Source organism: Streptomyces sp. NBC_00885 (assembly GCF_045207475.1).
In the GTDB taxonomy this organism is placed as follows: domain Bacteria; phylum Actinomycetota; class Actinomycetes; order Streptomycetales; family Streptomycetaceae; genus Streptomyces.
In genome coordinates this window covers 1,762,496-1,788,618 of record NZ_CP108796.1, presented here as the reverse complement: position 1 = coordinate 1,788,618, position 26,123 = coordinate 1,762,496, and the positions used below count along the sequence as shown (strand labels likewise).

The 26,123-nt window shown below is 69.0% G+C and carries 26 protein-coding genes; 11 read left to right on the top strand and 15 right to left on the bottom strand.

What is annotated here, in order from left to right:
- Positions 1-51: 51 nt before the first annotated feature.
- Positions 52-774 (top strand): 3'-5' exonuclease, encoded by a 723-nt coding sequence (locus tag OHA61_RS08125; RefSeq protein WP_406302453.1) that lies wholly within the window; start codon positions 52-54, stop codon positions 772-774.
- A gap of 387 nt (positions 775-1,161) precedes the next feature.
- Here the strand turns inward: OHA61_RS08125 and OHA61_RS08120 are convergent, their stop codons facing one another.
- Together OHA61_RS08120 and OHA61_RS08115 are read right to left on the bottom strand one after the other, a co-directional pair.
- Positions 1,162-1,701, bottom strand: coding sequence for a pyridoxamine 5'-phosphate oxidase family protein (locus OHA61_RS08120; RefSeq protein WP_406302452.1), 540 nt, complete (start codon positions 1,699-1,701; stop codon positions 1,162-1,164).
- Between the two features lie 92 nt (positions 1,702-1,793).
- The gene (locus OHA61_RS08115) at positions 1,794-2,756 is read right to left on the bottom strand and encodes an asparaginase (protein WP_406302451.1); all 963 of its coding nucleotides are present in this window, start codon (positions 2,754-2,756) and stop codon (positions 1,794-1,796) included.
- A gap of 505 nt (positions 2,757-3,261) precedes the next feature.
- Here OHA61_RS08115 and OHA61_RS08110 point away from each other — a divergent pair.
- Positions 3,262-4,230: a LysR substrate-binding domain-containing protein gene (locus tag OHA61_RS08110; protein ID WP_406302449.1), complete on the top strand. Its 969-nt coding sequence runs from the start codon at positions 3,262-3,264 to the stop codon at positions 4,228-4,230.
- Positions 4,231-5,420: 1,190 nt separating this feature from the next.
- Here the strand turns inward: OHA61_RS08110 and OHA61_RS08105 are convergent.
- Positions 5,421-5,873, bottom strand: coding sequence for a hypothetical protein (locus OHA61_RS08105; protein WP_406302447.1), 453 nt, complete (start codon positions 5,871-5,873; stop codon positions 5,421-5,423).
- A 202-nt stretch (positions 5,874-6,075) separates the two neighbouring features.
- Positions 6,076-6,927: a phosphotransferase enzyme family protein gene (locus OHA61_RS08100; RefSeq protein WP_406302445.1), complete on the bottom strand. Its 852-nt coding sequence runs from the start codon at positions 6,925-6,927 to the stop codon at positions 6,076-6,078.
- Between the two features lie 59 nt (positions 6,928-6,986).
- Here OHA61_RS08100 and OHA61_RS08095 point away from each other — a divergent pair, with 59 nt between their 5' ends.
- The 3 genes from OHA61_RS08095 to OHA61_RS08085 are packed head-to-tail and all read left to right on the top strand — an operon-like array spanning position 6,987 to position 10,116.
- Positions 6,987-7,982, top strand: coding sequence for a carbohydrate ABC transporter permease (locus OHA61_RS08095; protein ID WP_406302444.1), 996 nt, complete (start codon positions 6,987-6,989; stop codon positions 7,980-7,982).
- Entirely contained in the window at positions 7,979-8,821 is an 843-nt protein-coding gene (locus tag OHA61_RS08090) for a carbohydrate ABC transporter permease (protein ID WP_406302443.1), read from the top strand. The genes OHA61_RS08095 and OHA61_RS08090 overlap by 4 nt, the downstream gene beginning before the upstream one ends.
- Positions 8,821-10,116: an ABC transporter substrate-binding protein gene (locus tag OHA61_RS08085; protein ID WP_406302442.1), complete on the top strand. Its 1,296-nt coding sequence runs from the start codon at positions 8,821-8,823 to the stop codon at positions 10,114-10,116. The genes OHA61_RS08090 and OHA61_RS08085 overlap by 1 nt, the downstream gene beginning before the upstream one ends.
- 145 nt (positions 10,117-10,261) lie before the next feature.
- Here OHA61_RS08085 and OHA61_RS08080 read toward each other — a convergent pair whose 3' ends face one another.
- A complete protein-coding gene (locus OHA61_RS08080) occupies positions 10,262-12,535 on the bottom strand; it encodes an MMPL family transporter (protein ID WP_406302441.1) in 2,274 nt (757 codons plus the stop codon).
- 371 nt (positions 12,536-12,906) lie between these two features.
- Between OHA61_RS08080 and OHA61_RS08075 the strand changes: the two genes are divergently transcribed.
- The 6 genes from OHA61_RS08075 to OHA61_RS08050 all read left to right on the top strand — a co-directional run bounded on the left by OHA61_RS08075 (position 12,907) and on the right by OHA61_RS08050 (position 16,888).
- Entirely contained in the window at positions 12,907-14,106 is a 1,200-nt protein-coding gene (locus tag OHA61_RS08075; protein WP_406302440.1) for a S8 family peptidase, read from the top strand.
- Positions 14,107-14,183: 77 nt separating this feature from the next.
- On the top strand, positions 14,184-14,732 hold the full coding sequence (locus OHA61_RS08070; RefSeq protein ID WP_406302439.1) for a DUF1697 domain-containing protein: 549 nt from the start codon (positions 14,184-14,186) through the stop codon (positions 14,730-14,732).
- 168 nt (positions 14,733-14,900) lie between these two features.
- A complete protein-coding gene (locus OHA61_RS08065) occupies positions 14,901-15,530 on the top strand; it encodes a DsbA family protein (protein ID WP_406302438.1) in 630 nt (209 codons plus the stop codon).
- Between the two features lie 76 nt (positions 15,531-15,606).
- Positions 15,607-16,179 (top strand): TIGR03086 family metal-binding protein, encoded by a 573-nt coding sequence (locus tag OHA61_RS08060; protein ID WP_406302437.1) that lies wholly within the window; start codon positions 15,607-15,609, stop codon positions 16,177-16,179.
- A gap of 234 nt (positions 16,180-16,413) precedes the next feature.
- Positions 16,414-16,665, top strand: a complete 252-nt coding sequence (locus tag OHA61_RS08055) for a DUF6400 family protein (RefSeq protein ID WP_406302436.1) — start codon at positions 16,414-16,416, stop codon at positions 16,663-16,665.
- Positions 16,652-16,888: a hypothetical protein gene (locus OHA61_RS08050; protein ID WP_324989933.1), complete on the top strand. Its 237-nt coding sequence runs from the start codon at positions 16,652-16,654 to the stop codon at positions 16,886-16,888. The genes OHA61_RS08055 and OHA61_RS08050 overlap by 14 nt, the downstream gene beginning before the upstream one ends.
- A 19-nt stretch (positions 16,889-16,907) precedes the next feature.
- On the opposite strand, the gene OHA61_RS08045 is transcribed toward OHA61_RS08050, so the two are convergent.
- The 10 genes from OHA61_RS08045 to OHA61_RS08000 all read right to left on the bottom strand — a co-directional run bounded on the left by OHA61_RS08045 (position 16,908) and on the right by OHA61_RS08000 (position 26,115).
- Positions 16,908-17,651 (bottom strand): sirohydrochlorin chelatase, encoded by a 744-nt coding sequence (locus OHA61_RS08045; RefSeq protein WP_406302435.1) that lies wholly within the window; start codon positions 17,649-17,651, stop codon positions 16,908-16,910.
- Between the two features lie 8 nt (positions 17,652-17,659).
- Positions 17,660-18,550 (bottom strand): ABC transporter permease, encoded by an 891-nt coding sequence (locus OHA61_RS08040; protein ID WP_361912143.1) that lies wholly within the window; start codon positions 18,548-18,550, stop codon positions 17,660-17,662.
- Positions 18,537-19,325 (bottom strand): ABC transporter ATP-binding protein, encoded by a 789-nt coding sequence (locus OHA61_RS08035; protein WP_328667376.1) that lies wholly within the window; start codon positions 19,323-19,325, stop codon positions 18,537-18,539. Before OHA61_RS08035 ends, OHA61_RS08040 begins: the two co-directional genes overlap by 14 nt.
- A gap of 48 nt (positions 19,326-19,373) precedes the next feature.
- Complete coding sequence (locus tag OHA61_RS08030) at positions 19,374-20,483, bottom strand: aliphatic sulfonate ABC transporter substrate-binding protein (RefSeq protein ID WP_406302434.1); 1,110 nt, start codon at positions 20,481-20,483, stop codon at positions 19,374-19,376.
- A 219-nt stretch (positions 20,484-20,702) separates the two neighbouring features.
- Complete coding sequence (locus OHA61_RS08025; RefSeq protein ID WP_406302433.1) at positions 20,703-22,043, bottom strand: sulfate adenylyltransferase subunit 1; 1,341 nt, start codon at positions 22,041-22,043, stop codon at positions 20,703-20,705.
- Positions 22,044-22,045: 2 nt separating this feature from the next.
- Positions 22,046-22,996 (bottom strand): sulfate adenylyltransferase subunit CysD, encoded by a 951-nt coding sequence (gene cysD, locus OHA61_RS08020; protein WP_324977552.1) that lies wholly within the window; start codon positions 22,994-22,996, stop codon positions 22,046-22,048.
- Positions 22,993-23,565 (bottom strand): adenylyl-sulfate kinase, encoded by a 573-nt coding sequence (gene cysC, locus OHA61_RS08015; RefSeq protein ID WP_328667372.1) that lies wholly within the window; start codon positions 23,563-23,565, stop codon positions 22,993-22,995. Before cysC ends, cysD begins: the two co-directional genes overlap by 4 nt.
- A complete protein-coding gene (locus OHA61_RS08010; RefSeq protein WP_361912160.1) occupies positions 23,550-24,245 on the bottom strand; it encodes a phosphoadenylyl-sulfate reductase in 696 nt (231 codons plus the stop codon). The genes cysC and OHA61_RS08010 overlap by 16 nt, the downstream gene beginning before the upstream one ends.
- A complete protein-coding gene (locus OHA61_RS08005; protein WP_215090936.1) occupies positions 24,242-24,421 on the bottom strand; it encodes a hypothetical protein in 180 nt (59 codons plus the stop codon). Before OHA61_RS08005 ends, OHA61_RS08010 begins: the two co-directional genes overlap by 4 nt.
- A complete protein-coding gene (locus OHA61_RS08000; RefSeq protein ID WP_406302432.1) occupies positions 24,418-26,115 on the bottom strand; it encodes a nitrite/sulfite reductase in 1,698 nt (565 codons plus the stop codon). Before OHA61_RS08000 ends, OHA61_RS08005 begins: the two co-directional genes overlap by 4 nt.
- Between the last annotated feature and the right edge of the window lie 8 nt (positions 26,116-26,123).

Sequence of the window (26,123 nt, the reverse complement as noted above, 5' to 3'; positions counted from 1 at the left end):
CGGGGCAGCCCACGGGGGAAGCACCACCGCACCACAGAGGAGGGGGCCACGATGGCTTGGCACGGGGAACCGCTGGTCGGCTTCGACCTGGAGACGACAGGGACGGAGCCGCAGGAGGCGCGGATCGTGACGGCGGCGGTCGTCGAGGTCCGGGCGGGGGAGCCGGTACGGCAGCGGGGCTGGCTGGCGGACCCGGGGATCCGCATCCCGGCACAGGCGTCCGCGATCCACGGCATCAGCAGCGAGCACGCGACGGCCGAGGGCCGCCCGGCGCGGGACGTCGCGGACGAGGTCGCCCAGATGCTGACGGGGTACTGGACGCAGGGGGTGCCGGTCGTCGCGTACAACGCGGCATTCGATCTGACGCTGCTGACGGCCGAGTTGCGGCGCCACGGCCTGCCCTCGCTGAGCGCCCGGCTGGACGGCCGCCCGATCGGCCCCGTGATCGACCCGTACACCATCGACCGTGCGGTCGACCGCTATCGCAAGGGCAAGCGCAATCTGGAGGCGGTCTGCGCCGAGTACGGCGTCCGGCTGGACGCGGCCCACGACGCCACGGCGGACGCGCTGGCGGCGGTCCGGGTGGCCTGCGCGATAGCGACCCGCCATGAGGCGGTTGCAGCACTGACACCGGCTGAGCTGCACGAGTGTCAGATCCAGTGGTACGCGGAGTGGGCGGAGGACTTCCAGCGCTTCCTGCGGGGGAAGGGCGAGCGGGACGCGGTTGTGGACGGCGCGTGGCCGCTGCGGGAGCCGGCGAGCGTGGTGGGCTGAGCGGGGGCCGCATCGCCGGACGGGCTGGATATGCGGCCGCCGCATATCCAGCCTTGTGGGGTCCCCCAGACGAGGTCTGGGGGCGTTTGAGGCGCGAGGTCCGGGGCGGCGGCCCCCGGTTTGTTCGGCTTTGCGGAACATGATGCGGGACCAGAACCGCCCGACCTGACGAGCCGGCAGCCGGGGCCGCGTCGGCATGGGCCGCCGCTGGGCACGTTGGGCCGTACTTTCTCCAGCATCAGACCGCGATGCCGAATTCGGCGACCGTGATTGAGCGCGGAAGTCGTAAGAGCCCAGGCCTCGTCGATCAGGCGCGTGATCCGCGGATCGGCTCTGAGCCGCGCGCCGTATCCCTGGTCGAAGGTGGCGTACGGGCCGCCGCGGCCCTCACGCGCGGCTTCCGGTGGCGTGGTCCGTGGCGCGTTGCGCGATCCTCGGCTCCCACCCGGTCCCCGTCTTCTCGATCACTGCGGGGACCAGCCCCTGGGGCTCGGGATTGACCCGCGCAGTGAAGTCCACCAGCTCGATGCGGTGCGGAACCAGCTCCAGCAGGTCGAAGTCGCCGCGGGTCGGCCTGTCCGGGAAGAACCGGATGCCGGGTTCGTCGTCCCACAGTTCGAGCCACCTCGCCTGGTCATCGACCAGCCGCCCGTAGAGCGTGACGTACGAGAACGCGGCGCGGTCCTCGATCGCGTAGCCGACCTCGGGAGCGCCCGCGATACCGGCGACCTCGCGTGAGCGCCGGCTGGTGCCGAAGCACACCGTCGCGTCGTCGTCGACGACGAGGTGCTGCATCAGGCGCACGTGCGGGCGCCCCGCGTGGTCGGCGCCGGCGAGAAAGCCGCGGGGGTTTCTCCTGGCCGTGCCCACGGCGAGCGCGAGCAGATCGGTGGGCTGCTGAATTTCAGGCTGCTGCGATTTGGTCATCGAAGCGGTCCTCTCCATTGCCGACGTTGCCGGCGTTTCCGTCTTATTCGTTCAGTGCGGTGTGCATGCGGGTGGTGTACGAACGGCTGCCCCTATGCCTCAGAAGCCGGCGGTACGGCGGAAAAGTCGGAGGTCAGTGCACCGGCAGCTCTCAGACTGCCGACCATGCTCATGCCGCTCAGTACGGGCCTGCTGGCGAACTCCGTGAGGACACCCCGGTCGACTCCACACAGTGCGAGAGCAGCCGCGATCACCGGCATCATCGCGCGATCGCCACCGTCAGAGATCTTCACTCCGACCGCCCGGCCATCGGGCAGTGCCGCTACCTGGATCCCTTCGAACCCGTCCTTGGCCAACAGGCCTGGGACGGCTCTCATCAGCCGCGCCGCATCCCGCCAACTCCCGGAAGCCATCTCCGGATAGTTGCGTATGGCGTTGGAGACCCCCGCCTCTTCAGTTCCCGGGTCCGCAGAGGCAATCTGGGACACCGCTCGAGTGAGGCCTCGCAGCGAAACAGAGAAGAGTGGTGCTCCACACTCGTCGACCGTCACCCGCGCGATGCGCTCGCCCGTCAGATCCTCCACTGCCTCGGCGATCGACCGCTGCAGCGGATGCCCGGAATGGAGGTAATCGTCGAGCGGCCAGCCCCTGGCCTTGGCCGTCACCAACATGGCTGCGTGCGTGCCGGATCCGTTCTGCGCGAGCCGGGACAAGCCGCGACCACAACGGACCCACGCCTCGCGCACCGCGGGATCGCAAGGCCAGTCAGGCGCATTGCCCAGGTCGGCTTCGGCCAGCCCCGCAAAGGACAACATGCCCTGGACGCCGACGAGATGGCGCTCCTCGCCCGAGTGGCTTGCCACAGCCAACGCCAGCAATTCGCCGTCCAGCGACAGCCCGGCGCGCAGCATGCCCACGACCTGGACCGGCTTGAGCGCGGAGGAGGGATAGAACGCCGCCTCGATGTCGCCGGCCTGGAATGCAACGCCACCGTCGGCGGACAGCACGACGACCGAGCCGTAATGCACGCCCTCGACGATGTCCCCGCGCACCACATGGGCGAGCGGGACATGGCGGGGCTCACGAATGACAGCTGCCTTCCGCTGCCTATGTTCAGGGGAGCTGGTCTCCTCTACGGGCTGAGTCACCGTCAGCCCTCGATCTCGCTGTCCGCGTCTGCCTTGTTCATCCGGCCGGAAACGGGGCGCGGAACCTAAGTGGTCCGCGGATTGCTCACTCACGTCTCGTCTCCGCATTCTGTTGAGGTCTCGTGCGGTCGGGCCGCACGATGGGGCGGGTTGTCTCCACACGGGTCGAGGGTGTGGGCCATGACCGCCATGGCGTCGTGTCGGAAGCGGTTGAGGCCCGCCACCTGCAGGATGTGCGGGTCGGCGAGGCCGCTCGCACAGCACCGCCGCACCGCGCCGGCCCTGTCTGTCCCGGACAGGTGCGTAGGGTTTCGTAGCCACGCGACCACTGTGCCGTCACTCGTCTCATTGCTCCAGTGGATGTTTTCGAGTGACAATCGTTAGAGAAAGCGACGATTCTTTGGCTGGCTTCATGTTCGATCTCCACCGACTCCGCCTTCTGCGGGAGCTCAAGCACCGGGGCACGCTCGCTGCAGTCGCCTCCGCGTTGTCATACAGCCCTTCTTCGGTCTCGCAGCAGCTCTCGTTGCTGGAGTCGGAGGTCGGGGTCCCGCTCCTTGAGCCCGTGGGCCGACGGGTGCGTCTGACCCCTCAGGCTGAGATCCTGGTCGCTCACACCGAAGCCGTGCTGGAGCGGCTGGAACAAGCCGAAGTCGACATTGCCGGCTCACTGCGCGAGCTGACCGGCACCCTGCGCATAGCGTCTTTCCAAACTGCTGCGCTGACTCTCGTCCCGACGGCACTGACGCTGCTGCGCGATGCCCACCCTCGCCTTCGCATAGAGGTCACCCAGATGGAGCGTGAAGGCGCGCTGTCTGCCCTGCTCGTCCGCGATGTCGACCTGGTCATCGACGTCGAATACCCGGGTGATCCCAGCCCGCGCCCCGCCGAACTCGAGCAGGAGGTGCTCGGCCAAGAAGCTCTGCACGTAGTCGACCCGGGCGTAACCAAGGCGACCAAGCCACAGGAGATGCTGCGCATACTGGCCGATCGCCCATGGGTCATGGAACCTGAGGGAACGGCCGCCCGCAGTTGGGCCATGACCGTGTGTCGTGGCGCCGGATTCGAACCCGACGTGCGCTACGAGTCGGCCGACCTTCTTCTCCATCTGCGGCTCGCGGAACAGGGGCATGCCGCCGCACTGCTCCCAGACCTCGTGTGGCTGGGTCGGCGGCCGACCATCCCCTTGCGGCCGGATCCCTTCGGTCCGCGGACGCGCACACTTGTTACCGCCGTACGCCGCGGCAGCAGCCAACACCCCGCCATCCAGGCCGGACGCCGAGCGCTGCTCAGGGCGGTTGACAAACACTTCAGCCGCGCGGCAGACGACACTCCGCCATCCTTCCCCGGGGCCGAAGATCCCGCCGCTGTCGAGAACTGATACTCGCCGAGCGGTGCTTGAGGGTGAGTGCGTCGGCGATCGACCTCCGCAGGCTCTGCCTCGCGGCCCCGGATCGCACATGCCCGCCCTGTCGGGATCTCCCCGACGAACTCGGCTCGTTCCGGGCCGCCGGCAATCATCGGTTTTTCTAATGATCGACGATCGAAAACGTTCGCTGGAACAATGACAGAAGCTTCGGCACAGTGGGCACGTGCTTCGAAGCCTGGGATGCCGCTCTCTTTCCGTGGCTCGGTAGGCTGCCGCCGTGTTCGCGTTCTTGAGAGATCGCCGCTCCGTCCCTGTACCCACATTCAGCAGTCTTCGACGCCCCGGACGGCGGTGAGGCACGCACGTCCGGGCTCACCGTGCCCAGCCGGGGTCTGACGGGCGCTCTCGAGGAGCAGCTCGCCACCTGCTTTTCGTTTCGGCGGTTCGCCGCGGCACGCACCGTGTCTCTCCCGGCCGTGGTGACGCGTGCCGAAAGCAGCAGGACAAAGGGAATGAGTAATGTACACACAGACGACGCGGCGCATTTATCCGGACCCGTCGGCCCGCCCACACGTTCCGGCCTTGGTGTCGGTGGATGAAACCCCAAGTTCGGTATTGGCCATGAGGCTGGGCACAGCCGGTCTCAGTCTCGGCGCCGCTGTGCGTTGGGGAAGCGAATCAGCCTGCGCCTCCATGCTGGAACGAAGACCGGCGATGATCCTGCTCGACGCGCACTCGACGGAGGCCGGCGGGCTGGTCGCACTCGTCCGGGCGGCTTCCCTTGTCGCCCCCGTTGCCATCTTGCGGCACGAAGGGCGGGATGCCCTCGCCGCGTTCTCTGCCGGGGCAGTCAATGTTCTCGACCGGCAGGCACCGGCTGCTGAACTGGCCTGGCGCATCCGTGCCAGCCTGAGACGCTGCCCGCCAGTACCGCCGCCCCCTGCGTACCCCCAGCGCACCGCAAGCCAGCGGCTGCTGTTTCACGTGATCGCCCAGGCCCAAGGGCCCGTCTGCTGCCACGATCTGAGACTGCTCCTGGGAACTCCCAGCCTTCCCCTGACACTGCGGGCACTCAGGGCTCGGATCCAACGGCTGTTGCCCCACTTCGCAGACCACGGACTGGCACTTGTCGTGGATGGCCAGTGGGGACTGGTGACCTACCGGACCCGCAGCGCAGACGCTCCGGGCACGGGCGAACGCCCTTAGGAGGTTGGGGTGATGGGCGGTGCGGGAGGCGGGGGCGGCGGGCCCGGTGGCGGGGGTGGAAGCCGTGGCCGGGCTGGAGCCGCGGTCGGGGGTGGTGGCGGGGGCGCCGACGGAGGACGGCTGGACTGCCGGGGCCGGAGCTGTGACGGTGCCGGGGGCGGCGGAGTTGGTGGCGGGGGCGGAGGCGGCTCGATCGCCGGCAGCAGCGACCCACCCGCGCGCAACCGGGCAATGGTCAGCTCGTTGCGGCGACGTGCTTGCGGGGTGTCGTCGCGTTCGTAGTCGAGCCGGACTCCGGCGAGGCCGAGGTTATGGACGGCGAGCAGCCGGTAGCCGAGCGCGTGGGCGATCTCTTCGATCCGGCGCCGCTTCGAGGCTGTGTCATTGCCGGGCAGCAGTTCGACGCGGCCACGGCCGTCGAAGCGCGCGCGTATCTCGTCGTCCTTCACCTGACTCCACTCTCGGGAAATATCGGCAGCCACTCGGCCGCTCCGGTCATACGCCACCACCGGAACATCCTCATCAGCCGGGCTGCGACCAGACACTACCGGGGCCGGGCTGGACCGCGAGGTGCCGCAGTATCCGGGCCTTGCCTCCGCTCGGCGTTGCGGGACACCCCTTGGACAATCGCCCGCGGCGGGGTGGAGAAGCTCAAAACGCGTACCAGCGGACGCCTTCCGCTCCCTCCCGCAGCGACGCCACCCGCCTCGCGAACTCCTCCCGCGCCCTCGGGTTCGTCGGCGCGTGCTGCGCCACCCACGCGCAGCTCGCCGTTTCCCGCGCGCCCCGCAGCACCCCGCATCCGTCCCACTCGCGGACATCCCACCCGTACGCCCTCGTGAACGATTCGTAGGCCTCCATCGCCAGCCCGTACCGGTCGAGCGCCAAGGCCATGACCACCAGGTCGTGTTCGCGCAGGTCCTGCGAGAAGGTTTCGAGGTCCACCACGACCGGCCCGTCCGGGCCTACGTGGACATTGCGGGGGAGCGCGTCCCCGTGGATCGGGCCGGGCTGCAGATGGGGCGTCAGTGTGGACGCCGCCTCCGCGAAACCGTCGCGGCGTTCGCGCAGATACGCCGCGTCCGCCGGGGCGATCGCGTCCCCCGCCAGCCGTAGCCACCGCTCGACGCCGCCCAGCACATCCCGCCGCGGAAGCGAGAAGGCGGGCGACGGCAGGGCGTGAATCAGCCGCAGCAGCCCTGCCAGATCCGCCGGCTCCGCCTCGCGTACCGGGTCCGGCAGCCGGTGCCAGACCGTGACCGGATGACCCTCCACCAGGCGCGGCATCGGCTCTGCCGGGCGGACGGCGGGGACGCCGGACTCCTCCAGCCAGGCGCCGACGGCCAGTTCACGTTCCGCACGTCCCAGCAGCTCCGCGTCGCGGCCGATCTTGACGACCACCTCGCCAGCCGCGAACACCGCGTTCTCGCCGAGCGCCAGCAGCGTGGCGTCGGCGGGCAGTCCGGCGGCCGCCAGTACGGCACGTGCACGTGTCTCGTTCATGGCGACAAAGTTTCGCATCCCCGCAGGTTGGCTTGACGAACCGACGGACCGTCAGCACGATGACGGGGCCGCCGAGGCGACCACCGGGACTGGGGGGAGTCGATTCCGTGACACTGGCGAGCACTGCGCCGCGGTCCGAGAGGCAGTCCGGAAGGCGGCCGCCCGGAAAGCCGCGGCCCGGAAAGCAACTCGACCACGGTGCCTGGTTCCTCGTACTGCCTGCCCTCATCCCGATCCTCGTCCTGAGCGTCGGCCCACTCCTCTACGGCATCTCGCTCGCCTTCACCGACTCCCAGGCCGGCCGCACCGAGCCCACCGAATGGATCGGCACGCTCAACTTCCAGGACCTGATCCACGACACCCTCTTCTGGGACTCGTTCAGGATCGGCCTGCTCTGGGCGGCCGGCGTCACCGTCCCCCAGTTCGCGCTCGCCCTCGGCCTCGCCCTCCTGCTCAACCAGAACCTCCGCTTCCGCTGGCTGGCCCGGGCGCTCGCGATCATCCCCTGGGCCATGCCCGAAGTCGTCGTCGGCATCATGTGGCGGCTCGTCTACAACCCCGACGCCGGAATTCTGAACGAGACGATCCGCGATCTCGGCCTCGGCGACGGGCGGGACTGGCTCACCGGACTGGCCACCGCCCTGCCCGCCGTGATCGTGGTCGGGATCTGGGCGGGCATGCCGCAGACCACCGTCGCGCTCCTCGCGGGCCTGCAGAACACCCCGTACGAACTCCACGAGGCCGCCGCCCTCGACGGCGCGGGCGCCTGGCGCCGGTTCCGCACGGTCACCTGGCCCGCCCTCAGGCCCGTCGCCCTCGCCATCACCGCGCTCAATTTCATCTGGAACTTCAACTCGTTCGCCCTGGTCTATGTGCTCACCAACGGCGGACCCGGCGGACGCACCCGCCTCCCCATGCTGTTCGCCTACGAAGAGGCCTTCCGCTACGGCCAGTTCGGCTACGCCGCGGCCATGGGCTGCGTCATGGTCGCGGTGATCTCGGTGCTGCTCGCCCTGTATCTCGTAGGACGGCTCAAGGGAGGCGATGAGAAGTGACGGCGCTGCGCACGAGCAGATCGGGCCGCACCGGCCAGTACCTCGCGCTCCTGTGCTACCTCGTCTTCCTCGCGTTCCCCTTCCTGTGGCTGATCTCCACCGCCTTCAAACCGCCCCGCGAACTCGGCTCCCTGCACCCCACCTGGATCCCCGAGGACCCCACCCTCGACAACTTCCGCCAGGCCTTCGACGAACAGCCCCTTCTCCGTGCCGCGGGCAACAGCCTCGTCGCGGCCCTCGCCGCCGCGCTCATCGCCGTCGTGATCGCGACACCCATGGCGTATGTCATGGCCCGCAACCGCACCAAGCTCTCCACCGCCGCCACCGGCTGGGTCGTGGTCAGCCAGGCGTTCCCGTTCGTCCTGGTGATCATTCCGCTGTTCCTGATCCTCAAGAACCTGCATCTGATCAACGCCCTGTCCGGTCTGATCATGGTGTACGTGGTGTGGTCGCTGCCGTTCGCGCTCTGGATGCTGGTCGGTTACGTACGGGCCGTGCCGCGCGAGCTGGAGGAGGCCGCGGCCGTCGACGGCGCGGGCAGGGTACGCACGCTCGTCTCGGTCACCGCGCCGCTGCTCGCGCCAGGCATCGTCGCGACCGCACTGTTCGCGTTCATCACCGCGTGGAACGAGTTCTTCTTCGCACTCGTCCTGCTCAAGACCCCGGAGAAACAGACCTTGCCCGTCGTCCTCACCCACTTCCTCGGCGCGGAGGGCGTCGCCGACCTCGGGCCGCTCGCCGCGGCCGCGTTTCTCGCGACGATCCCCTCGCTCGTCATCTTCGCGATCATCCAGAAGCGGATCACGGGCGGGATGCTCGCAGGGGCGGTGAAGTCGTGATGCGTGTACGGATGTTGTCGGCGGCGGCCGCCGCGCTCACTCTTGTGCTCAGCGGATGCTCGGGCGGCGGAGCGGGGAACACCGACGCAAGGATCACGCTGCGCTTCCAGTCGCTGGCCTGGCAGAAGGAGTCCGTCGACGCCAACAAGGAGCTGGTGAAGGAGTGGAACGCGAGCCATCCCGGCATCCAGGTCCGTTACGTCCAGGGCAGCTGGGACAGCGTCCATGACCAGCTGCTGACCTCTTTCGAAGGCGGCGAGGCGCCGGACGTCATCCATGACGCGTCCGACGACCTCGCCGACTTCGCGTACGGCGGTTATCTCGCCGACCTGAGCGAGCTGCTGCCCCAGCGCCTCAGGTCCGACATCCCAGAACGCAGTTGGGAGACGACGACCTTCGGCAAGGGGATCTATGGCGTCCCCTTCCTCCAGGAACCACGCGTCCTGATCGCCAACAAGAAGATCCTGGACGCGTCGGGGGTCCGTCTCCCGACGGATCGGCGGCCCTGGAGCTGGGAGGAGTTCCGGGAGGTCACCAAGACGCTGACGGCCACGATGGGGCAGGGGAAGTACGGCATCGCCTGGCCGCTCAAGGAACCGGTGTCACTCACCCTCAACCTGGGCCTTTCGGCAGGCGGGAAGCTGTTCCACCGTGGGGACGACGGCAGGGTCACCGTCGCATTCACGGACGGCGACGCGGTGGTGCCCGGCACCATCCACGCCCAGGTCAACACCGACAAGAGCGCGTCGCGCACCACCCTGGGCTCAGGCGGCTCGGACACGTTGCCCGGATTCTTCGGCGGCAAGTACGCCATGGTCCCGCTGGGCTTCTCCTACCGGCAGCAGATCGTGCAGCAGGCACCCAAGGGCTTCGAGTGGACGGTGCTGCCCGCGCCTGCCGGACCCGAGGGCCCGGCCCAGGGGGTGAGCCCTCAGACGCTGTCGGTTGCCGAGGACAGTCCGTACAAGAAGGAGGCGGCGCAGTTCATCGACTTCATGCTGAGGCCGCGGAACATGGTGCGTCTTGCGAAGGGCGACTGGATGCTGCCGACCGGCACCGAGGCGCTCGCCGACCCCACGCTGCACACCGAGAAGGACGGCTGGGCGACGGGCGTGGCGCTCGCGCGTGATCTGCGGTCGGCGCCGGCGCAGTCGGTGCGCGGCTATCCGGAGTGGAAGGACAAGGTGGCGACGCCGGCGCTGCAGGAGTACTACAGCGGGGCGATCGGTAGCGGGGAGTTGAGGAAGCGGCTGGTCAGGGACGGGAATCTGGTGCTGGCGCGCTACCAGCGGTAGGCGGGGCGGGCGGTGCGCCTGCGGCGGGCTTGCCCCCCACCCCCCCTTCCCGAACTGGGGCTCCGCCCCAGACCCCGCGCCGAAAACGCCGGCGAGGCCGGAATGTGCGGCTCGGCCGCACATCCAGCCCCTCCGGCGTTGAGCCTCAGACCCGTACCGGGTCCGGGCGGTCGTCGTCGTGACGCGTACCCGGGGCCGTCGGCCGGCTCGGCGGGAGGACCGGCTCGTCGTGCGTCATGTCCGGAAGCCACCGCAGCCACTTCGGGAAGTACCAGTTGTGCTCGCCCAGCAGCGCCATGATCGCCGGAAGCAGCACCCCCCGGATGATCGTCGCGTCGATCAGCACCGCCGCCGCGAGGCCGACGCCCATCTGCTTCATCGACTGCATCGACAGCGTGCCGAAGATCGCGAACACCGCGACCATGATGACCGCCGCGCTCGTGACCACGCCCGCGGTCGTCACCACGCCGTGCGTGATCGCGTCCCGCGTCCCGCGCCCCGCCAGCTTCGCCTCGCGGATCCGGGACACCACGAACACGTGGTAGTCCATCGAGAGTCCGAACAGGATCACGAAGAGGAACAGCGGCAGCCACGTGACGATGGCGCCCACGCCCTCCGCGCCGACCAGCGACGCTCCCCAGCCGTGCTGGAAGACCGCGGTGAGAATGCCGTACGCCGCGCCCACCGACAGCAGGTTGAGCACGATCGAGGTGATCGCGATCGTCAGCGACCTGAACGACAGCAGCATCAGGATGAAGGCGAACACCACCACAAAGGCGAAGACGGGTGTCACGGCCCCGGTGAGCTGGTCGTTGAAGTCCTTCGAGCCCGCGACCTGACCGGTGATCGGCGCCTGGAGCCCGTCGATCTTGCCGAGTGTCGCCGGACGAACCTCCTTGCGCAGGATGTCCAGGCTCTTCTCCGCCTTGTCCTGGTCGGAGCCGCCCACCAGCGGTACGTATACGAACGCGATGCCCTGTGCGTCGTGCCGGACGACTTCGATGGGCCCCCGAGACGCGCCCGAACTCACCGCCTGCTTACGGAAGTCGTCGATCCCCTGCTTCACCGGCCCCGCGTTGATGTCGTCCGCCTTGACGACGACCACTGCCGGGTCCGCGCCGCCCGGGAACGCCTCATTGACCCGTTCGTAGGTCGCCACGATCGGCACGGAGTCGCCGAACTCCTGGTCCAGCGTGAGGTTCTGCGTCTTCATGCCGAGAGCCGGCAGTGCGATGGCGACCAGCGCTCCGGCGGCCACCACCAGCGACACCACGGGACGCTTCAGTACGCCGGCGAGGACCCGGGTCCACACGCGGCTGCCGCTGTCGGTGCCGTTCCCGCCGCGCTTCTTGCGGTTGAGGAAGGGGATGCGCCCCTTCTCCACCCGCTCGCCGAGCAGCGAAAGCAGCGCCGGCAGCACCGTTACCGAGCCGACCATCGCCACGGCCACCACGATCAGCGAGGCCAGGCCCATCGACTCGAACGTGCCGATGCCGGTGAAGAGCATGCCGGCCATCGCCACGCACACCGTCACACCGGAGACGATGACGGCCCGGCCACTGGTCGCCGCGGCGATCTGCATCGCGGTGTGCGCGTCGTGTCCCGCGGCCCGCTCCTCGCGCTCGCGCCGCAGATAGAACAGGCAGTAGTCGACGCCGACCGCCAGACCCACCAGCAGCATCACGGAGCTCGCGCTGTCGCTCATCGGCTGGAAGTGGCTGGCGACGCCCATCAGCCCCGTCGTCGCCATGATCGCGGTGATGGCCAGACCCACCGGCAGCAGTGCGGCCACCAGGGCGCCGAAGGCGATCAGCAGAATGCCGAGCGCGACCGGTACCGCCGAGAGCTCCGCCTGCTGGAAGTCGTCGCCGAACGCGTCGTCGAAGGTCTTTCGCATGCTGGCGCCGCCGATCTCCTCGATCCGCAGCTCCTTGTGCTTGTCCTGGACCGTGGCAACGGCCTTGAGCACGGGCTCGATCCGGTCACCGGCCGTCTCGGGGTCTCCGCGCACATCGAACTGAACGAGCGCGCTGCGTCCGTCCTTCGAGATGCTCTTGGTGTCGTACGGAGACGTCACCGCGGTGACGGCACCCGTGTCACCGACCGCCTTGACCACGTCGTCGACGGCCTTGCGGAATCCCGCGTCGGTAGCTTTCACCGAGCCGTTGCGGGCCTGGACGAGCACCGTCTCGCCGGCCGGTTCCTCGACACCGGCCTTCGCTGTGATCTTCGCGGCCTGGGTGGTCTCACCCTTCAGCTGCTCGTCGTCCTTGAGTTCGACGGTGCCCACAGCCGAACCGGCCACCATGGCGAGCAGGACGAAAAGCACCCAGATCCCCACGGCGGCCCAGCGGTGCTGAGCGCTCCAGCCGCCGGCCCGCGCGGCGACTCCGCGCGGACCCCCTCCTGCGTTTCCCATGACAGCCCTGCCCCCTCAAGCGTGACGTCGGCGCGGCGCCGTCGTCTCCGCTTCGAAACTAAGGGCGGAATCAAGCCTTCTCCTCCTGCTCGTCGGTGACCCCGCACGGTGTTCTCTCCTCCTTTCGGAGTGGTCGCCTCCCCGACAAGGAGGATGGAAGCCCCTTACATGTAAAGGAGTTGGGGGGCAAAGTCCGACTTGTACGGCGCTGGCCGATTCCTTATTACGAAACCTTGTTGACTAAGTCACAGCTGTATGAAGGTCTTGATCTGGGCGCGTCAATCGGTCAGGGTTTCGAGTCGGTCCCCGGAATTTTTTCGTCCGCGGGCCAATCCCCCCACAAAAACTGAATGACGAGGAGTTCCCTCTTCATGGCAACTCACAAGCGCGCGAGCAGGATCAAGCTCACCGCGGCCATAACTGCCGTGGCTGCCGCAGCCGGAGTGACCGTATTCGGCACGTCCTTCGCGGGAGCCGCAACTCCCGCCGAGGGCACCGTCTACGGCGCGAACGCCGAAGGCGCCGTCGCCGGCAGCTACATCGTGATGCTGGACAAGAAGGCCGACAAGCAGGACCTGGCCAAGGAGTACGGCGGCAAGCTGCAGCGCAACTACAGCTCCGCCATCAACGGCTTCTCCGCCAGCGGTCTTTCGGAGACCGAGGCCAAGCGCCTCGCCGCCGACCCGGCCGTCGCCAAGGTCGTCCAGAACAAGAAGTTCTCGATCAACGCGACCCAGGACGACCCGCCGTCCTGGGGCCTGGACCGCATCGACCAGGCCGACACCGCCGGCGACAAGAAGTACACCTACCCGGACAGCGCCGGTGAGGGTGTGACGGCGTACGTCATCGACACCGGAGTCCGCATCTCGCACAAGGACTTCGGCGGCCGCGCCGCGCACGGCTTCGACGCCGTCGACAACGACGACTCCGCCGACGACGGCAACGGCCATGGCACCCATGTCGCCGGCACCATCGCCGGTACGGCCCACGGCGTCGCCAAGAAGGCGAAGGTCGTCGCCGTCCGCGTACTCGACGACAACGGCTCCGGCACCACCGAGCAGGTCGTCGCGGGCATCGACTGGGTCACCAAGAACCACCAGGGGCCGTCCGTCGCCAACATGAGCCTCGGCGGCGGCGCCGACGAGGCGCTCGACGAGGCCGTCCGCAAGGCGATCGCCTCCGGCGTCACCTTCGCGGTCGCGGCGGGCAACGAGTCCTCGGACGCGAGCCAGGGCTCCCCGGCGCGCGTCAAGGAGGCCATCACCGTCGCCTCCTCCACCAAGGAGGACGCGCAGTCGGAGTTCTCCAACTTCGGCGAGATCGTGGACATCTACGCCCCGGGTTCGGACATCACCTCGGCGTGGAACGACAGCGACGAGGGCACCAAGACCATCTCCGGCACCTCCATGGCGACCCCGCACGTCGTCGGCGCCGCGGCGGTCTACCTCGGCGCCCACCAGGACGCGACCCCGGAGCAGGTGGCCAAGGCGCTGACCGACGGTGCCACGGCCGACAAGATCACCAACCCCAGCGCGGGCACGCCCAACAAGCTGTTGAAGGTCGTCGAGTAACCGACGGACAGCGACGCTGAGCCGGCGGTCGCCGTGCCCTCCCCCACGGGGCGCGGCGGCCGCCTTATGGTGTGCCCATGACCACGAGGTATGCGGCACTACTGCGCGGGATCAATGTGGGCGGGCACAAGAAGGTCCCGATGGCCGAACTCCGTGAACTGCTCACGGAACTGGGCCACGGAGACGTCGCCACGTATCTGCAGAGCGGCAACGCCGTCTTCAGTAGCGCCTCGGACGACGAGCAGGCGCTCGCAACCGCGCTGGAGCGTGCCATCCAGCAGCGCTTCGGCTTCGGCGTCGACTGCCTGGTGCGCGGCGGCCCGTATCTGCGGGCCGTGGTCGACGACTGCCCCTTCCCGGCCGCTGAGCTGGAGGGCAAGCAGCTGCACGTCACCTACTTCTCGCAGCCCGTCGGACCCGAGCGGCTCGCGTCGATCGACGCGGCGGCGTTCTTGCCGGAGGAGTGCCGGCTCGGCGACCGGGCGCTGTATCTGTACGCACCGAACGGCCTCGGCCGCTCCAAACTGGCCGAAGCGCTCGGCAGGCCCAGCCTGTTCAAGGGCATCGTCGCCACCAGCCGTAACTGGAACACCGTCGTCAAACTGGCGGAGCTGACCCGTGAGTGATCCCACGGCCAACCAGGGCACGCGGCGCGGCGGAGGCGGAGCGCCGTCCGACCTGCCCCGGTGACCCAGGTTCACGGAACCGAGAGGGCTCCGGTAGACGAAATGGCCCAGTGAATCAAGCGCTGAGTGGCCCGAGAGCCGGGGCCACTCCGTGCCTACGCTGAGGCCATGAACGCCACGAGCACCGAGGCAACCAAGACCGTCGTCGACTTCTGGTTCGACCCCGCCTGCCCCTTCGCCTGGATCACCTCCCGGTGGATTCTCGAGGTCGAGAAGAAGCGGGACATCGAGCTGAGCTTCCGGCCGATGAGTCTGTATCTCCACAACCAGGGCAATGAACTTCCCCAGTGGTACCGCGAGTTGGTCGACAAGTCGATCCGCCCGGTACGGGTCGCCACAGCCGCGGCCGAGCAGCACGGTGACGGAATACTGCGCGCGCTCTACACCGCCTACGGCACGCGTATCCACGAGCAGGACAACAAAGACTTCGACAAGGTCGTCGCCGAGTCGCTGGCCGAGCTCGGCCTGCCGGCGGCACTCGCCGACGCCGCGTACGACGAGACGTACGACGATGCCGTTCGTCGCAGCCATGACGCGGGCAGGGACCCCGCCGTCGAGGCCTATGTCGGCACGCCCACCATCCATGTCGACGGCACGGTCTGGTTCGGGCCCGTCCTCAACTCCATCCCGCGCGGCGAGGAGGCCGCCCGGCTCTTCGACAGCTTCCGGGTGATCGCCGGGTACCCGGACTTCTTCGAGCTGAAGCGCACCCGCACCGGGAGCCTGAACTTCGGCTGACGGCGGTGCCGCGTTCCTTCAGAAGGTGTCGCGTTCCTTCAAGACCGGCCGGAAGCGGGGGCATAGCTTCGCCGGCATGAACAGCATCCACACGCACCTCACCACCTGTGCCGCCGAAGCCGCCCGCGTCGCCCGCCTGGTCACCGCCGAGCAGCTGTCGGCCCCGTCCGTGTGCGAGAACTGGGAGGTCCGGGAGCTCGTCAACCACCTTGTTCTGTACACCTCCCACGGCCTCGAGCACCGCGCCCTGCGCAAGCAGCTCCCCGAGGAGCTCACCAAGCGCGACTTCGCGGCGTCCGACGACTGGGCCGAGCAGTACGCTGCCCAGCTGGACCGTGCTCTTGCCGCCTGGTCCGATCCGGCGGTCTGGGAAGGCGATGTCGACCTCGGCTTCATGACGATGCCCGCTCCCGAGATCGCCTCGCTCCTCGTCAAGGAGCTCGCGGTCCATGGCTGGGACCTGGCCCGCTCCATCGGCCAGGGATTCGAAATCCCGGACGAGGCGGGCCGGTTCGTGCTCCGGGTGGTCGAGGAGCACGCCGAGGTCTACCGCCGGTACGACGGTTTCGCCGAGCCGGTCCGCGTGGGGGACGATGCCTCCGCCTTCGAGCGGGCGCTGGCGACGAGCGGACGCCACCCGCGGGCCTGAAAGGTGGCCGTGCCTGCTGTCACGCCGGACGGGCGGGCGGGGGCTTCGTGTGCAGTCCCTCACACGACGGAGGTCGCATGGTGCCCTTTGTGCCGTTATGTGAAGAAGGTGACTTCAGGGCGTCGACGGTCCGTTTCGTGCGGTGACGGCCCCTTTGAACTGACGCTTCCTCGGTTCGAAGGCCCTTGATAGACACGACGGGTTCGGCCACCGACCCGGCGAGAGAAGCACCGCATGATCCACGACCAGACTCCGGATCACCATGAGCTCGAGATCGACCTGACCGTCGACGAGGCCAGGCGGCGCGCCGCGGTGCTCGAGGCCATCGGAGACGACTGGGACCCGGTGGCCGTGCTGGAGGGTGAGCAGGAGGCGTACCGCCTGCTGTACTCGAACCTGGACCCGCAGCAGCAGGAGACCTACGACCGGCTCGTGTCGGCCGGCGTCCTTCCGGGACGGGAGGGCGAGGGCCATGCTGCCGCTTGATCCGACGGCCGATGCCGGGCGCCGGGCCTGGGTGCCGTGCCCGGGATGCGCCGACCACCGGGACTGCGGCGTCTGCCTGGCGGGGCGCACCTGCAGCGACCACTGGCGCTATCTGCTGTCCAACAAGGGCAGCCTGCTGCATCTGCAGTGCCCCAACTGCGCCCATCTGTGGGCCCATGAGACCGGTTTCGGCGCCGGATCGCGCGGTGCGTGCCCGACGTAGCGCCCGTACGTCGGCCTGATCACCCCGTGAAGGCGAGCGAGGCGCGGGCAGGCGTCCGCGCCTGCTCGTAACGCCGGAAGAGCAGCTCCGCCAGCTCCGGGGCCGGCCCCAGGACATCGGCCAGCACGTCCGCCTCCCGCGCACCCGCGGCGATGCGGTCCGGGAGGCGGCCCGGGGCGATGACATACGGCGCCACCGCCACGCGCTCGCAGCCCTCGGCGCGCAGCGCCCGCACCGCGTCCTCGGTGCGGGGAAGAGATGCGGAGGCGAACGCAGGCCGCACGGCGCACCAACCGGTGTGCCGCAGCTCCCGCGCTACATCTGCGATCACTGCGATCGCCTCCGGGTCTGTGGAGCCCGCCGAGGCCAGTACCAGGCCCGTCGAGCGCTTGTGGGACGCGTCCAGCCCGGCCTCGTACAGCCGCCGTTCGAGGGCGGACAGCAGCAGGGGGGACGGGCCGAGGACATCGGCCTGGTGGATGCGCAGGCGTGGCGGGGCCCCCCGCAGTACGGCGGGGATGTCGGCCTTCGCGTGGAAGGCGCGGGTCAGCAGCAGCGGCAGCGCCACCACGTCCCGTGCGCCCTCGGCGGCAAGACGCTCCAGCACCCTCGGTACGGACGGCGCGTTGAAGTCCAGGAAGCCCGTCTCCACGCGCAGCCCCGGCCGCAGCAACCGGGCACGCTCCACCAGGGCATGCACGGTCGCGGCGTGCCGCGGATCGCGGCTGCCGTGGGCGATGACGAGGAGGACGGGCCTTGGCATGAGGTGGCTCAGTTCTTGACGAGGAGACCGCGGCTGCGCAGCACCCACCGCTCCAGCGGGCTGAAGATCAGCAGGTCGATGGCGATACCGACGATCAGGATGAGCAGGATGGCGAGGAAGACGCCCGGCATGTCGGAGTTGTTGCGGCCGTTCTCGAGCAACTGCCCGAGTCCCAGGCCGAGATCGGGGGAGGAGGCGATGATCTCCGCCGCCATCAGCGAGCGCCAGGAGAAGGCCCAGCCCTGCTTCAGGCCCGCGAGATAGCCGGGCAGTGCCGCAGGCATCACGATGTGCCAGGTGCCCTTGAGCCCGGTCGCGCCGAGGGTGCGGCCGGCCCGCAGATAGAGCGGCGACACCTGGTCGACGCCCGACACCAGGCCGTTGGCGATCGAGGGCACGGCGCCCAGCAGGATCACCGCGTACATCATCGAGTTGTTCAGCCCGAGCCAGATGACGGCGGGCGGCACCCAGGCCACGGACGGCAGCGACTGCAGACCCGACAGGATCGGACCGATCGCGGCCCGGACGAACTTCACCCGGGCGACCAGCAGTCCCAGCGGTGTACCGATGGCGAGCGCCAGCAGGAAGCCGAGCAGACCGCGCGAGACGCTGGTCCAGACGACCTCGAGCAGCGTGCCCTGTAGCCACATGTCGGACACGCTGTCCCACACCGCGGATGGTGCGGGCAGGCTTGCCTCCTCGGTGACCTTGGCCGCCACCAGGACCTGCCACACGACGAGGACCAGAGCGACGGCGGTCAGCGGCGGCAGGATCTTCTTGACCAGCACCTCGCGCACTGGCGTACGGCGTACCTGCACCGCGTCGAGTGCGTCGAGTCCGGCTTCGAGTCCGGCCAGATCGTCGCTCTTGCTGACGGCCTTGGTCTCAGTGCTGGCCATGACGGCGGATCTCCCCACGCAGTTCTTCGGTGATCTCGACGGACAGCTCCGCCACGGCGGCGTCCTCGATACGGCGCGGCTGCTCGATGTCCACGGTCCACTCGCGGGCGATTCGGCCCGGACGAGAGGACAGCAGCACCACACGCTGGGCCAGCCGCACCGCCTCACGGACGTTGTGCGTGACGAAGAGGACCGAGACGTTCGTCTCGCGCCAGATCCGGGTCAGCTCGTCGTGCAGGACGTCCCTGGTGATGGCGTCCAGCGCCGCGAACGGCTCGTCCATCAGCAGCAGTTGGCTGTCCTGGGCCAGGGCCCGGGCCATGGCGACGCGCTGCCGCATACCGCCGGACAGCTCGTGCACCCGCTTGCCGTACGCGCCCTGCAGCCGTACGAGCTCCAGCAGCCGCTGCGCCTCGGCGCGCCGCTCGGTCTTGGGGACACCGCGCAGCCGCAGCGCCAGTTCGATGTTCTTGCCCGCGGTCAGCCACGGGAACAGGGCGTGCTCCTGGAACATCAGGGCGGGCCGCCCGCCGGGGGTCGCGATGGACCCCGCGGTCGGACGGTCCAGCCCTGCCACCAGATTGAGCAGCGTCGACTTTCCGCACCCGGAGGCTCCCAGGAGGGTGACGAACTCGCCCGGAGCGACATCAAGGGTGATGTCGTCCAGGACGAGCTGCTGCCCGGACGGTCCTGCGAAGGACTTCGAGACATGCTCGAGACGGGCGGCGTGCTCGACCGTCACGCGGTCTTCGGCCTTGGCGATCGCTGTGGCCATGGTCGTCACCTCCTGGGAAATCGGTCGGATGCGGGGTTGCCTGCGGGGTTACTTGACGCCGAGGGAGGCGTCGGCGACCGGGGGCTTGCCCTCGGCGCCCAGGACCTTGTTGAGCAGCGTCAGGTCGTAGATGCCGGCCAGGTCGGGTTCCTTGAGCAGGCCCGCCTTCACCGCGTGGTCCGCCTCGGTCTGCAGCGTGGCGGCCAGCGGGTCGTCGGTGAACTGGATCGACTTCCAGGCCGGGTCGATCACCTCGGGTGCGAGCGCCTTGCCGGTGAGCTCCTTGAGCTTGGCGTTCGCGGACGCCTTCGCCTTGTCCGGGTTGGCGTTGATCCAGGCGTTGGTCTTCACCGAACCGCGCAGCACGGCCTCGACGACGTCCGGGTGATCCTTGAGGAACTTCTGCGACACGATGATGTTCGTGATCACGAACTTCTTGTCGGGCCACAGTGTCGACTCGTCGAGCAGTACCTTGGCGCCCTCGCTGACCAGCTTGGACGCCGTGGGCTCCGGCACCCAGGCGCCGTCGATGGAGCCGGACTTGTAGGCGTCGGGGGCCACCTTGTTCTCGGTGCGGACGACGGAGACGTCACCCTTGCCGCTCTGGGCGTCGACCTTCCAGCCCTTCTCGGCTATCCAGTTCAGGAACGCGACGTCCTGGGTGTTGCCGAGTTGAGGCGTGGCGATCTTCTTGCCCTTGACGTCGTCCAGGGTCTTGATCTTGTCCGGGTTGACGACCAGCTTCACACCGCCGGAGGCGGAGCCGCCGATGATGCGCAGGTTCTTGCCCTTGGACTTGGTATAGCCGTTGATGGACGGCGAGGGGCCGATGAAGCCGATGTCGATGGAGCCCGCGTTCAGCGCCTCGATCTCTGAAGGACCGGCGTTGAAGGTGGTCGACTTGAGCGTGGTGCCGCCCAGCTCCTTCTGGATCAGGCCCTCCTGGTCGCCGACCAGCGCCGTGGCGTGCGTGAGGTTCTGGAAGTAGCCGACCTTGACCGTGTCGGCGGAAAGCTTCTCGCCCTTGGCGGCGGGAGCGACCTTGTCGTCCTTCTTCGCCTCGGAACCGTAGCCGCAGGCGGTGAGGGCCACGGCGAGCAGCGGCAGAGCGGCGGCGGCAGCGATGCTGCGGCGCAGGGTCGTGCGGGTGGCAGGCACGGGAGGGTTTCCTCTCGGAGGCCCGGTTCTTACGTCACATCGGACGCGGCCGGGGAGTCGGCGGGTCTTCGGCGGTGCGGGGTGCGGGGGGTGCGGGCGCGCAGGCAGTGCGCGTACGTCATCGCGCACATCGCGCCACCCCGCCCGTGCCCGCGCCGAGGGTGCCGCTGCCGACGCGGCCGCCCTCCTTCGCGAACGTGCCGTAGAAGTCGGTGGTCATCAGAAGTCCCAGCCCTCGTCGTCGGCGACGTGCACGGCCTCGGCGGTGGTGGCGAAGGAGTCGCCCGCCATGCCGGCTGCCAGCGTGGTGCCGTCCGCGGGGTCGATCAGCAGGAACGAGCCGGTGCGGCGGGAGTCGGCGTACGAGTCGAGCGCGAGGGGCTCGGCCGTACGGACCTTGACGAGGCCGATGTCGTTGGCGACCAGATGCCCGGGGTTCGGGTGCTGGGACAGGTCGTCGAGGGTCAGCCGGGAGGGGATCTCCTTGACGATCGCCTTGACCGTGCGGGTGGTGTGCTTGAGCAGCACCCGCTGCCCGACGGTCAGCGGCTGGTCCGCGACATGGCAGACCGTTGCCTCAACGTCCTGGGTGGTCGCGGGCGCGTCCCCGCTCGGCACGATCAGGTCGCCGCGCGAGATGTCGATGTCGTCCTCCAGCAGGAGGGTGACGGACTGCGGGGTCCAGGCGATGTCCACCGACTCACCGAGCAGATCGATCCCGGCGATCTTCGAGGTACGGCCCGCGGGCAGCACCGTGATCTGCTCGCCGACGCGGAACGTACCGGCGGCGATCTGGCCCGCGTAGCCCCGGTAGTCGGGGTGCTCGGCGGTCTGCGGACGGATCACGTACTGCACGGGCAGCCGGGCGTGGCAGCCGGTCAGATCGTGGCTGACCGGGACCGTCTCCAGGTGCTCCAGGACGGTCGGTCCGCCGTACCAGTCCATGTTGGCGCTGGGCTCCACGACGTTGTCGCCCGCGAGTGCCGAGATCGGGATCGCGGTGATCTCGGGGACGCCCAGGGACGCGGCGTACGCGGTGAACTCCTCGGCGATCGCGGCGAAGACGGGCTCGGCGTAGTCGACGAGGTCCATCTTGTTGACGGCGAGGACGACATGCGGGACGCGCAGCAGGGCGGCGACGGCGGCATGGCGGCGGGTCTGCTCGACCACGCCGTTGCGGGCGTCGACCAGCACCACGGCAAGCTCGGCGGTGGACGCGCCGGTGACCATGTTCCGGGTGTACTGCACATGGCCCGGGGTGTCGGCGAGGATGAACCGCCTGCGCGCGGTGGCGAAGTAGCGGTAGGCGACGTCGATGGTGATGCCCTGCTCACGCTCGGCCCGCAGACCGTCCGTGAGCAGCGCCAGGTCCGGTGTCTCCTGGCCGCGCGAGCGGGATGCGTGCTCGACGGCCTCCAGCTGGTCGGTGAGCACCGACTTGGAGTCGTGCAGCAGCCGTCCGACGAGGGTGGACTTGCCGTCGTCGACGGAGCCGGCGGTGGCGAAACGCAGCAGGGTGGTGGCCGAGATCCCGGCGAGCTGTTCGGTCGTGGTGCTCATGGCTAGAAGTACCCTTCGCGCTTGCGGTCTTCCATCGCGGCCTCGGACATCTTGTCGTCGGCGCGGGTGGCGCCCCGCTCGGTGAGCCGGGATGCGGCGATCTCGGCGATCACGGCGTCGAGCGTGGTGGCGTCGGAGTCGACGGCGCCGGTGCAGGACATGTCGCCGACGGTGCGGTAGCGGATCAGCCGCGTCTCGACGCTCTCCGACTCCTTGGGGCCGCCCCACTCGCCGGCGGTCAGCCACATGCCGTTACGGGCGAAGACCTCACGCTCGTGCGCGAAGTAGATTTCGGGCAGCTCGATCTTCTCGCGCTCGATGTACTGCCAGACGTCCAGCTCGGTCCAGTTGCTGAGCGGGAACACCCGGACGTGCTCGCCGGGTGCGTGACGGCCGTTGTAGAGCTGCCACAGCTCGGGCCGCTGGCGGCGCGGGTCCCACTGCGAGAACTCGTCGCGCAGCGAGAAGACCCGCTCCTTGGCGCGCGCCTTCTCCTCGTCCCGGCGGCCGCCGCCGAACACCGCGTCGAAACGGTGCTGCTGAATCGCCTCGGTCAGCGGCACCGTCTGCAGCGGGTTGCGCGTCCCGTCGGGACGCTCGCGCAACTTCCCGGCGTCGATGTACTCCTGCACGGACGCCACATGCAGCCGGAGACTGTGCTGCGCCACCGCGCGGTCGCGGTACTCCAGCACCTCGGGGAAGTTGTGTCCGGTGTCCACGTGCAGCAGCGAGAAGGGGATCGCCGCCGGGGCGAAGGCCTTCAGCGCCAGATGCAGCATGACGATGGAGTCCTTGCCGCCGGAGAAGAGAATCACCGGCCGCTCGAACTCTCCCGCCACCTCGCGGAAGATGTGCACCGCCTCGGACTCCAGCGCGTCCAGGTGCGACAGCGCGTACGGGCTGGAGCCCCCAGAACTGTCCGCGGCCTCGTTCAACGCAGCGACGGCCCTCATGCCAGACCCCTCTCGGTGAGCAGCGCGTGAAGCGCCGCCGCGGACTCCTGCACGGTCTGCTGGTGCGACTCGATCCGCAGATCCGGGCTCTGCGGCTCCTCGTACGGGTCGTCGACGCCGGTCAGACCGCTGATCTCGCCGGCGGCCTGCTTGGCGTAGAGGCCCTTCACATCGCGTACGGAGCAGACCTCCACCGGAGTGGCGACATGCACCTCGACGTACTCGGTGCCCTCGGCGGCGTGGCGCTTGCGGACGGCCTCGCGGCTGTCCTCGTACGGAGCGATCACCGGCACCAGCGCCTTGACGCCGTTGGACGCCAGCAGTTCGGCGACGAAGCCGATCCGCTGGACGTTGGTGTGCCGGTCCTCGCGGCTGAAGCCGAGGCCCGCGGAGAGGAACTCGCGGATCTCGTCGCCGTCGAGCACCTCGGTCCGGTGGCCCTCGGCGCGCAGCCGCTCCGCCAGCTCGTAGGCGATGGTGGTCTTGCCCGCGCTCGGCAGCCCCGTGAGCCAGATGGTGGCCCCAGTCACGTGCTTGTCTCCCAGAATCGTCATCAGTGCAGCCCGCATTCGGTCTTGCCCCGTCCGGCCCAGCGGCCGGCCCGGGCGTCCTCGCCCTGAAGCACCCGGCGGGTGCAGGGTGCGCAGCCCACCGATGCGTAACCGTCCATCAGCAGCGGGTTGGTGAGGACGCCGTGCTCGGCGACGTAGGCATCCACGTCGTCCTGCGTCCAGCGGGCGATCGGCGAGATCTTGACCTTCTGCCGCTTCTCGTCCCAGCCGACGACCGGGGTGTTCGCCCGGGTCGGGGACTCGTCGCGGCGCAGGCCCGTCGCCCAGGCCTCGTACGCGGTGAGTCCCTCTTCGAGGGGCTTGACCTTGCGCAGGGCGCAGCACAGGTCGGGGTCGCGGTCGTGCAGCTTCGGGCCGTACTCGGCGTCCTGCTCGGCCACCGACTGACGGGGCGTGAGCGTGATGACGTTGACGTCCATCACGGCCTCGACCGCGTCGCGGGTCCCGATGGTCTCGGGGAAGTGGTAGCCGGTGTCGAGGAAGACGACGTCGACGCCGGGGAGGGCACGGGAGGCGAGATGGGCGACCACCGCGTCCTCCATGGAGGAGGTGACGCAGAAGCGCGGGCCGAAGGTCTCGGCCGCCCACTTCAGGATCTCCAGGGCGGAGGCGTCTTCCAGCTCCCGCCCGGCCTGCTCGGCGAGTTCCTTCAGGCTTGTGTCCTGAGTGGTCGTCATATCTCGTTCCCTCCACCGTCGTTGCGCTGAAGTCCGCGGGTCAGCAGCCCGAGGAACTTCAACTGGAAGGCTCGATTGCAGGCTGCGCATTCCCAGGCGCCGTGGCCCTGCTCGCTGGGACGCAGGTCCTCGTCGCCGCAGTAGGGGCAGTAGAAGGGCGCGGCACGCTCGCTCACGAGAGGGCCTCCTCGGAGGCGCGGGCAGCCCAGGTGGCGAAGCGCTCGCCGTCCTCGCGCTCCGCCTGGAAGCGCTTGAGCACCCGCTCGACGTAGTCGGGCAGCTCGGCTGATGTGACCTTCAGGCCACGGACCTTGCGGCCGAACCCGGCCTCCAGGCCGAGCGCGCCGCCCAGGTGCACCTGGAAGCCCTCGACCTGATTGCCCTCGTCGTCCAGGACCAGCTGGCCCTTGAGACCGATGTCCGCGACCTGGATACGGGCGCAGGCGTTGGGGCAGCCGTTGATGTTGATGGTGATCGGCTGGTCGAACTCGGGGATGCGGCGCTCGAGTTCGTCGATCAGCGAGGCGCCGCGCGCCTTGGTCTCGACGATCGCCAGCTTGCAGAACTCGATACCGGTGCAGGCCATCGTGCCCCGCCTGAACGGCGAGGGGGTGACCCGCAGGTCCAGCGCCTCCAGACCGGACACGAGCGACTCGACCTGCGCCTCCTCGACATCGAGCACGATCATCTTCTGCTCGACGGTGGTACGCAGCCGGCCCGAGCCGTGATCGGCGGCCAGTTCGGCGATCTTTGTGAGCGTGGCGCCGTCCACCCGTCCCACGCGCGGCGCGAACCCGACGTAGAAACGTCCGTCCTGCTGCCGGTGCACGCCGACGTGGTCGCGCCACTGCTGCACGGGCTGCTCGGGGGCGGGCCCGTCCACCAGCTCGCGCTTCAGGTACTCGTCCTCGAGGACCTGGCGGAACTTCTCGGCGCCCCAGTCGGCGACCAGGAACTTCAGCCGGGCGCGGGTGCGCAGCCGGCGGTAGCCGTAGTCGCGGAAGATCGAGATGACGCCCTCGTAGACATCGGGCACCTCGTCGAGGGGGACCCAGGCGCCCAGCCGTACACCGATCTTGGGGTTGGTGGAGAGACCGCCGCCGACCCACAGGTCGAAGCCGGGGCCGTGCTCCGGGTGGTTCACGCCGACGAAGGCGATGTCGTTGATCTCGTGCGCGACGTCCAGCAGCGGCGATCCGGAGATCGCCGACTTGAACTTGCGCGGCAGGTTGGAGAAGGCGGGGTTGCCCACGATCCGGCGGTAGATCTCGTCGACGGCCGGGCTGCCGTCGATGATCTCGTCCTCGGCGATACCGGCGACCGGCGAGCCGAGCACGACGCGGGGAGTGTCACCGCACGCCTCGGTGGTCGACAGGCCGACCTCTTCGAGACGGCGCCAGATCTCCGGGACGTCCTCGATGCGAATCCAGTGGTACTGGACATTCTGCCGGTCGGTGAGGTCGGCAGTGCCGCGCGCGAACTCCTGCGAGATCTCGCCGATGACCCGCAGCTGATCGGTGGTCAGCCGCCCGCCGTCGATACGGACGCGCAGCATGAAGTACTTGTCGTCCAGCTCCTCCGGCTCCAGGATCGCGGTCTTGCCGCCGTCGATCCCGGGCTTGCGCTGGGTGTAGAGCCCCCACCAGCGCATCCGTCCGCGCAGATCGGCGCCGTCGATCGAGTCGAAGCCGCGGTGGGCGTAGATCGTCTCAATGCGTGTCCGCACGTTGAGACCGTCGTCGTCCTTCTTGGTCTGCTCGTTGGCGTTCAGCGGCGTCATGTGGCCAACAGCCCACTGGCCCTCGCCGCGGTGGCGTCCGGCCTTGCGGCGGGGCGTGGCGGTGGCGGGCTTTTCGGGGATGGCGGCCATGGCGGTAT